The sequence below is a fragment of the Pseudoalteromonas sp. P80D2 genome (assembly GCF_036680945.1).
GTDB lineage: Bacteria > Pseudomonadota > Gammaproteobacteria > Enterobacterales > Alteromonadaceae > Pseudoalteromonas > Pseudoalteromonas shioyasakiensis.
Genome location: NZ_JAZDAR010000027.1, coordinates 1 through 8,857, shown reverse-complemented (window position 1 = coordinate 8,857; position 8,857 = coordinate 1). Strand labels below are relative to the sequence as shown.

Here is an 8,857-nt window from a genome sequence, read left to right as displayed (position 1 = left end):
TCTGTTTGAGTGGTAATAATACCACCTAAATTAGTGTCCGGTTTCATTGAAGCACAACAAGCTTAGCTTCATACGAGTCAGTGATGATAAGTGCGCTGAATAAAATCTATCGCATTCATAAAAAGTCAAACTATGCTGGTAGCACCTAGCACCTAGCACCTAGCACCTAGCACCTAGCACCTAGCACCTAAAACCTAGAATCAATTCTTGCCACCCCAAATGACGCCCTACATAATTTTGATAGCTGATAGCTGATAGCTGATAGCTGATAGCTGATAGCTGATAGCTGATAGCTGATAGCTGATAGCTAATTTATAGTCTATTCTTTCATTTTACTGAGTAGTAATAATGTATTGGACTCGAGTTGCCCATGAAACTTAATGACGTACAGATGTTTGTTAATCCTATTTATCGGTTAATAGAAATTACACCTATCCCTGTCATTGTTTCCTCGCCTAGCGGTAAACTCGAATATGCAAACCCGGCACTAAAACAACTCTTAGGTTACGAAGGCGATGAGGTGTACGCAGATGATGTTGTTATAACTCATGCTGATGACAGAGAGTTAAATAAAGCTATTCGTGCCAAGCTTAATCAGTTTCCTGAGCAGCCATTACAAATCGAAAAGCGTTACATGCATAAGTTGGGTCATGCAATTTATTGTCAGCTAAATATTGTTGCCGAGATGGATAATGACGGTAATGTTGTGCGTTATATTTCGCAAATTATTGACTTAACAACAGTCAATAAAGAGGCGGCCGCGGATATTTTGCTGACCCATTTGGTTGATAAATCGAATGATGCCATCTTTGTTGCAAACCCTCAGTTTGGTCAAATCCTTAATTGTAATCAATTAGCTTATAGGTGCTTAGGTTATGAAAAGGAGGAGCTTTTAAAACTAACCATTCCGGACATTAACCCTGACTACGATACCAAGGCTAAATGGCAAGAAAGGGTGGCGCGTATAAAAGCTCAAGAAACCACTATTTTTGAGTCGTGCTTAAAACAAAAAGATGGTCAGGTTTTTCCTACAGAAGTGAGTGTGTGTCATATCGACCATCAAGGGAAAAGCTATCTTCTTGCGATTGTGCGTGACATTTCAGCTCGAAAAAATAAAGAGCAGGCTTTGATTGAGCTTGCGAATCTTGACCCGCTTACTCAATTACCGAACCGTCGTTATCTAGAGCAATTATTAAATGATGTATTTAGTGAAAATGGTGATGTGGCTGAAGGAATGGGCTTTATTTATATCGACTTAGATGATTTTAAACAAATCAACGATCAGCATGGTCATGCACTAGGCGATGAAGTTTTGGTATGGGTTGCAAAGCAACTTAAAGCTGCCGTCAGAAGTACCGATTATGTGATAAGAATGGGGGGAGATGAGTTTTTAGTGACTATTTCAGGCGTAACTAACACGACGATTCTGAATCGCTTGGCACATAAAATAGCGGATCAATTTTCAGCCCCTTTTAGTTGCAAAGGTAAGTCAATTGAAGTCACAGCAAGTATCGGTGTGACAGCGCATTTTCTCGGCGATGGTGTGTATGCAGCAAACCAGCTAATTGAAGAAGCGGATGCGGCTATGTACCAAGCTAAAAAGCAACCTGGAACAACCATCATTCATTTCAGCTAATGTTTTTAAAGCCTTAAGTTGCTCTGAAACTTGAAACTTTCCCCTCAAGCAGCCACTTCAACACAATTACGGCCGTTACTTTTCGCTTTATACAATGCTTTGTCGGCAATGGTGAGGGTCTCTTTCACGGTTGTTGAAGCATGAGCTACGCTATGTACACCAATACTCACGGTAAATTGCACGGTTTGTACTTCATCAATGGTGATGTAGGTTTCTTGGGCTTTTTGGCGAATTCGCTCGGCAACTTGCTTGGCATCAAGTAGGTTACAATTGAGTAGTAGCACAAATTCTTCTCCGCCGTAACGGCAGGCTATATCAGCAAGGCCTTGCTCTGAGGTGAGTATGTTGGCAAATGCGATAATAACTTTATCGCCAACATCGTGGCCGTATGTGTCGTTGATATTTTTGAAGTGGTCGAGATCAGCAATTAGGAGGGTTAACTCTTGCTGATTATTTGCCATAGCGGCAATCAATTCCTCACTTTTTCTGTCAAAGTAACGGCGGTTATACAGGCCTGTCATAGGATCTGTATCGACCAAGCGATTGAGCTCAGTTTGCTGTGCTTTAATTTTTTCGAGGCTCTTAATTCGATAAGAAAGAATAAACGCCATCATTAACGCTTCGAGCAAAATACCTATGCCTACACCGTGGCTATTTATCACGTTTGCGTCGCTGATCCCCTTGTAATAAAGCACTGCCAGCATATTGAAAATAACGAACATAGAGTGGCCGAGCAAAAAGTATTTTGCCAGTGTGTTACCTTTGCGCCACAGCGAAATAGATACTCCAAATGTTACCGTCATCATTAAAGCTGCCAAGCTACTGGCAGGTTTTAATGCCCCCACAATATCGAACAAGCTATAGATAAAGTCAGCAACCAGTAGGAACAAGATAATCGACAGCGCGATATGCTCTTTAGGGTAATGCTTTTTGGTTTCGAAAATGAGCATTACAAAAATTACTAAAAAGCTTGGCATGCTCAGTAAGTTAGAATTGAGCTGTAATAGCTCAGCACTAAAAATGCCAAAGAAGTTAGCAGCAACACCATAAGATAGCGCCACCCACACCGTGCCAGAGATAAGATATAGGGCGTAAACAATGTTCTCGATTTTACGTGCCGATAAATATAAGAAGAAGTTATAAATCATCAGCGCTAACATCATCCCGACAAGTAGCGCAATGTAATTACCATTCCCGACAAGGGCTCTCTTTGAATGCTCTTCATCAAAAATAGCTAATGCAAACCACTGATGAGAAAAGGTGACGCTTTTTACGTAAATTGTTTTTTGCTGGTTAGGAGCAATATAAAACGAAAACACGGCACTGCCACCAAACATGTTGGCTTTAGGCCCAGTTTTATCAAGTTGAATAACCGATTGGTTTATCAGTTGTGCTGATTGTGTTTCGTAAAAGCTGACTTCTTCTAAATGATAAGCATCTGGGTTATGCACAAATAAGCGTAGGGTATCGCTGTAGCTATTTTTTATAACTATTTTTGACCACGTCGTTTTAGCGTTGGTGCCTAAAGTAAGCTCGTTTTGACTGTTGATAAAATTTTGCTGCTGAACTTGTGAAAGAGGCATAGTGCCTGTGCTATCAATAAAATAGCTCATAGCAAATTGAGTGAGGTCAACGCTACGTTGTTCGATATTAACAATCGGGGAATTATCGGCACGGCTTTGGCTAGTTATGCTTAGGCATAATGAGTAGAAAATAAAAAGCAGTAAAAAGCGCGCAATCATCCCTAATGCCTGTGTCCAATAAATATAATGATAAAGTTTTATTTTTAACGTAAACCGCTGCCTTGTCGAGTAAATTATCAACGAAAATAAAAAAAGCCGCTAATTTAGCGGCTTTGTTGGTTGCGAAAATAAGAATTAACGTAGGTCGAAACGATCTAGCGTCATCACTTTAGTCCATGCTGCTACGAAGTCATCAACGAACTTTTGTTTAGCATCGTCAGAGGCATACACTTCAGCAATTGAACGTAGCTCTGAGTTTGAACCGAAGATTAAATCTACTGGTGTTGCTGTCCACTTAAGTTTGCCTGACTTACGGTCACGGCCTTCGTAAATACCTTCTCCAGAAGACTTAGACCACTTCGTTGACATATCTAATAGGTTAACGAAGAAATCGTTGCTTAATGTGCCAGGTTTTTTCGTGAATACACCGTGTTTAGTTTGGTTAGTATTCGCGTTAAGGGCACGCATACCACCTAGTAGTGCAGTCATTTCTGGTACTGATAAGCTTAGTAAATCAGCACGTTCAACTAACATTTCAGCCGGTGATTTCCATGCTGAGCTGTAGTAGTTACGGAACGCATCTGCTGTTGGCTCAAGTACTTCGAATGATTCAACGTCAGTCATTTCTAATGACGCGTCCATACGACCAGGCTTGAACGGTACTGCGATAGAGAAACCCGCGTCGCTTGCTGCTTTTTCGATTGCAGCCGCACCACCAAGAACAATCATATCTGCTAGTGAAATTTCTTTACCGCCAGATGCTTTTTTGTTGAACTTAGTTTGGATTTTCTCAAGTTTGCTTAGTACTTTAGCTACTTCTTTCGGGTTGTTTACCGGCCAATCTTTTTGCGGAGCAAAGCGAATACGTGCACCGTTTGCACCACCACGCATATCTGTGTCACGGTAGCTTGCTGCTGATGCCCAAGCAACGCGCACTAGTTCAGATACAGATAAGCCTGAATCTAAGATGCTCGCTTTAAGTGACGCGATATCTTTGCTATCAACTAGTTTGTGGTCAACCGCAGGGATATAGTCTTGCCAAATTAATACTTCTTCTGGCACTAAGTCACCTAGGTAACGAGCACGTGGGCCCATATCGCGGTGGTTTAGTTTGAACCATGCTTTAGCAAATGCCAGTTCGAACTCTTTCGGGTCGTTTAAGAAGCGCTCTGAGATCTTACGGAACTCAGGATCTGCTTTTAACGCGATATCAGTTGTGAACATGATAGGCGCATGACGCTTACCTTTAATGTGCGCATCTGGCACTAGGTTAGACGCTTGACCATTTTCTGGGATCCACTGAGTCGCACCCGCAGGGCTCTTAGTTTTAACCCATTCAAAGTTGAATAAGTTTTGTAGGTAGTTGATTGACCAACGTGTTGGTGTCACTGTCCATGCACCTTCAAGACCTGAAGTGATGGTATCTTCTGAGTGACCTTTACCACATTTGTTTTTCCAACCTAAACCTTGCTCTTCGATACCTGCTGCTGCTGGCTCTTTTTCTAAACACGTTGCTTTTTTCGCACCGTGTGCTTTACCAAAGCTGTGACCACCGGCGATTAGCGCAACGATTTCTTCATCGTTCATTGCCATGCGGCCGAATGATAAACGAATGTCTTCTGCTGCTAGAAGTGGATCAGGGTTACCGTGAGGGCCTTCTGGGTTTACATAGATTAAGCCCATCTCAACTGCCGCTAATGGGCCTTTAAGTTTGCCTTTTTTGTCACGACGTTCGTCAGTTAACATTTTGCCTTCAGGGCCCCAGTATACGTAATCTGGTTCCCAATCGTCTTCACGACCACCGGCATAACCGAAGGTTTTGAAGCCCATTGATTCAAGTGCAACGTTACCTGTTAACGCCATTAAGTCAGCCCAAGAAATGCTGCGACCGTATTTTTGTTTTATAGGCCAAAGTAAACGACGCGCCTTATCAAGGTTCGCGTTATCAGGCCAGCTGTTTAATGGGTCGAAACGTTGTTGACCACCGCCTGCGCCACCACGACCATCAAAAGTACGGTAAGTACCTGATGCGTGCCACGCCATACGGATGAAGAACGGACCATAGTGACCGTAGTCAGCAGGCCACCAATCTTGAGAATCAGTCAATACTTTCTCAATATCAGCTTTCACTGCGTTTAGGTCTAACTTTAAGAATTCTTTTTTGTAATCAAAGTAAGGACCCATAGGATCAGACTCTGCGCCATGGGCACGAAGTTGGCTAAGATCTAATTGCTCTGGCCACCAGAATTGGTTTGATTTGATGTCGTTTGTAGCTTGTACGCCTGTTGCCACCAACAGTGATACCGCAACAGCTACTTTAGACAAAGCTGACGTTGATTTCTTAAACATTGTGTTGTCTCCAGTTAGAAGTTGGGTGAAATATAGATTTGTTCTGGTTAACTTTCCACTTACAAACTGGGGTTTAAATCGATTGATAAAATCGAAAAAATAGATGGTGTGATTGATTTTATAGAACAGAGCCAGCAAAAATGCTGGCTCTGGGTGAGGTTTGCAGTAAGCTTTAATTTAGCTTATTGCTTATTCTTCAATAAAGGGTACACCATTTTTGATCCACTCAGCGGCTGGTTTGCCTTTTAAGTAATGATCAAAATATTCCATCATGCGTACTGAGAAATCCACTTGGTTAGGAAATTTCTTCAGGTGATGTGGTTCACCTTCGTATTGTAAGAAGGTGGCATCTTTACCTGCACGACGAAGCGCTAGGTAGTATTGAACACCTTCGTGCCATGGCACAGCATCATCTTTGTCGCCAAACATAATCAGAATTGGGGTATTCACTTTATCGGCGAAGAACACTGGTGAGTTTTCGATGTATAGCTCTGGCGCTTCGAATAACGTTTTACCAATGCGACTTTGACCTGTTTCGTATTGGAACTGACGTGCAAGACCTGATTTTAAGCGAATACCGCTATATGCACTGGTCATGTTAGATACTGGCGCACCCGATACAACCGCCTTAAACATATCTGTTTGCGTGATCATAAAGGCACTTTGGTAGCCTGCCCATGAGTGACCTTGTAAACCAATTTTATCTGGATCAGCAATGCCTAAATCAATCAACTTTTGAGTGGCGTTGATCATCGTTTGAGTTGACGATTTACCTGGGTGACCAATTTCAAAACGGATATCTGGTAAGAAAATCGCATAACCATTTGAGGTAAACATCGGGAAGTTAGGACGATGATTTAATTCCATTTTCGGGAAGTCATACATGCGTTGGCTCATATAGCGGTAGAAGTACACAACCACCGGAACCTTATCGCCTTTTTTGTAGCCCGCAGGCTTAATTAATACGCCTTGTAAATCTTCCCCATCAAACCCTTTGTAGCTAATAAGCTCAGGTTTTTCACCCCATGCAAAGTTGCTAATTTGTGGGTTTAGGTTGGTAACACGTTGTGGCTTTTTAAAGCTAAAGTCAGTTTGGTAGTAATCAGGGAATTGCTGATATGTTTGTGCAGTAAATAGGTATTTGTCGGCATTTTTCGCCTTTTTAACTACATCATAGCGCTTTTTACCTGAAAGTACTTTGCTTACTTTATTGTTTGTTAAGTCAAGTTTGGCAATTTCAGTTTGCTTATCTTGCAGGTTCTTTGCACTTAGCAATAATGTTTCATCTTTGGCAAAGCCCACTTGGTCTTTATCAAGTTTAATAACACGATATTGGGTATTGGTTTCTTTACCTTGAGTTAGGCGCGTTGCTTTTTGTGTTGTGACATCAAAAGCCCAAATATCAAATTTACTGTAAACCAGTACTTGGCTGCTGTCGTTTAACCAGCCTGCAAAACCATAACCCGGTTGAGGCGAAGGGTAGTCATGTTTATCATCAGCAAAAATAGCGTTAATTGCTTTAGATAAGGTTGAAACCTTGTTGTTACCTAAATCTTTAAGCTGCACTTGGCTATCTTGGAAAAATGCCGCAAATTGACCATTAGGCGCAAGGCTTGGTCTAAACGGATAGTCGCTGACAATAGCGGTTTGTTTACCAGTTTTAACATCAACACTGAAGTAATCTGCGTAAAAACCGCCATACATAACACGTTCTAGGTAAGGTCGGTCTGAATAACCTAATAGCGCTTCGCGATGAGTATTTAGCGAAACCTCAGGCATGTTAGGCGTGCTTAACTGCACAACTTGCTGACCATTTACATGATATACCGCTTGGTAGTGACGAAGCTTATTCGCTTTGTTCCATTGCTGCTCTTCGCGTGGCTTAATTTCAGCGTCTTTATTGTGCCAAACGTTAAGGCCCTTTTGGTCGCGAATGGTATCGAAATCATATAAAGAGGCTTCATCTTTGTATTCTTTTAGGGTAACTTTTGCAGCGAGTTTAGGGTGGTTTTCAAAGTATAAACGAGCACCATCTTCAGACCATTTTAGCGATGCTGTTTTGCCAATAGTCCAGCTACTATCTGCAGAGTTAATGGTTGAAAGCGCCCCATTTTGTAAAAGCTGTAAGCTGTGGTCACGACGGCGTGTATCATCATTCACATAATTACCAATTAATAGCGCTGCGGTATTGCTGTTTGGTTGCCAAGCTATTTTATTTGCCACCACACCCGGCTCATCAATCAGTACACTCGTTGCAAAGCCATTATTAAGCGCAACTAATACAACTTGGTTGTCGGCACCATCACTGTAGCTTTGGCTTGCTAATAATTGCTCGCCAGTGCTACTCATTGCATAACTAAATACATTATCTACAGTGTGAGTGGTTTTGTCTTGAAGGTTAACAAGCACTAAATCAAAGCTTTTATCTTTTTGGTCTGGCTTGATTTCGCTGCTGTTTTCGTCTTTTTCTTCGCTGTCTTTTTTATCTGCTTTCTTATCTAGTCGGTAAGCAAGCCATACACCATCATCTGATAACGCATAGTCTTTTACATCGTTAAAGGTTTGTTGCTCACCATTTTTAGTATTCACTAAAACAAGGTTGTTTTTTAGCTGGTCTTTTTTCTTGGTAGTTTCTTTTTCAAGTAGGGTAGGTACCTGAGTAAAAGCGACCCAGTTTGCTGCTTTATTAATAGTTGGGCGAGTACCACGCTCAACGCTAGTTAGCAGGGTGTTGTTGTTTAATGTATAAACCTGACCTTGTGCATTACCGCGATAAGGGTCGGCACTAAAGCTAAGAATTTGGCCATCTTCAGAAAGTTGGGTGCCTTTTGCGTATTTAAAATCAAACACGTCTTTAAATTGCAGAGCTTCTTTTGCACTAACCTGTGCATTACCAAGGCTTGTCACCAAGGCTAAGCTCAAAAGTGATAATTGCGCTTTCATTCATCTTTCTCGTTGTTTTTAAACTGATGCACCCAGTGTAGCGTTTTTAATAAACAATTCGAGTAGATACGATAAGTGGCGTGTTTGGGGAGGTGAGCTGATAGCTGTAAGCTTTAAGCTATAAGCCATATGATCTGACCCCGATAAAGTAGACACGGGGTTTAATTAACTTGTTCGTACTGCATGG

Annotated in this window: 4 protein-coding genes; 1 reads left to right on the top strand and 3 read right to left on the bottom strand. The window is 41.6% G+C overall.

The annotated features are described in order from the left end of the window. Window positions 1–370 precede the first annotated feature (370 nt). Entirely contained in the window at window positions 371–1,636 is a 1,266-nt protein-coding gene (locus VRK28_RS07125; RefSeq protein WP_332393636.1) for a sensor domain-containing protein, read from the top strand. A 44-nt stretch (window positions 1,637–1,680) separates the two neighbouring features. Here VRK28_RS07125 and VRK28_RS07120 read toward each other — a convergent pair whose 3' ends face one another. The 3 genes from VRK28_RS07120 to VRK28_RS07110 form a co-directional block, all read right to left on the bottom strand. Further along, complete coding sequence (locus VRK28_RS07120) at window positions 1,681–3,378, bottom strand: diguanylate cyclase (protein WP_332393635.1); 1,698 nt, start codon at window positions 3,376–3,378, stop codon at window positions 1,681–1,683. 135 nt (window positions 3,379–3,513) lie between these two features. Next, window positions 3,514–5,727: a catalase/peroxidase HPI gene (gene katG / locus VRK28_RS07115; protein ID WP_332393634.1), complete on the bottom strand. Its 2,214-nt coding sequence runs from the start codon at window positions 5,725–5,727 to the stop codon at window positions 3,514–3,516. A 189-nt stretch (window positions 5,728–5,916) separates the two neighbouring features. Further along, window positions 5,917–8,670: a S9 family peptidase gene (locus tag VRK28_RS07110; RefSeq protein WP_332393633.1), complete on the bottom strand. Its 2,754-nt coding sequence runs from the start codon at window positions 8,668–8,670 to the stop codon at window positions 5,917–5,919. Window positions 8,671–8,857 lie beyond the last annotated feature (187 nt).

Bases quoted from the DNA above. Each gene is read 5' to 3' on its own strand.
- katG (WP_332393634.1), bottom strand. From the start codon at position 5,727: ATGTTTAAGAAATCAACGTCAGCTTTGTCTAAAGTAGCTGTTGCGGTA.
- VRK28_RS07110 (WP_332393633.1), bottom strand. From the start codon at position 8,670: ATGAAAGCGCAATTATCACTTTTGAGCTTAGCCTTGGTGACAAGCCTT.
- VRK28_RS07120 (WP_332393635.1), bottom strand. From the start codon at position 3,378: ATGATTGCGCGCTTTTTACTGCTTTTTATTTTCTACTCATTATGCCTA.
- VRK28_RS07125 (WP_332393636.1), top strand. From the start codon at position 371: ATGAAACTTAATGACGTACAGATGTTTGTTAATCCTATTTATCGGTTA.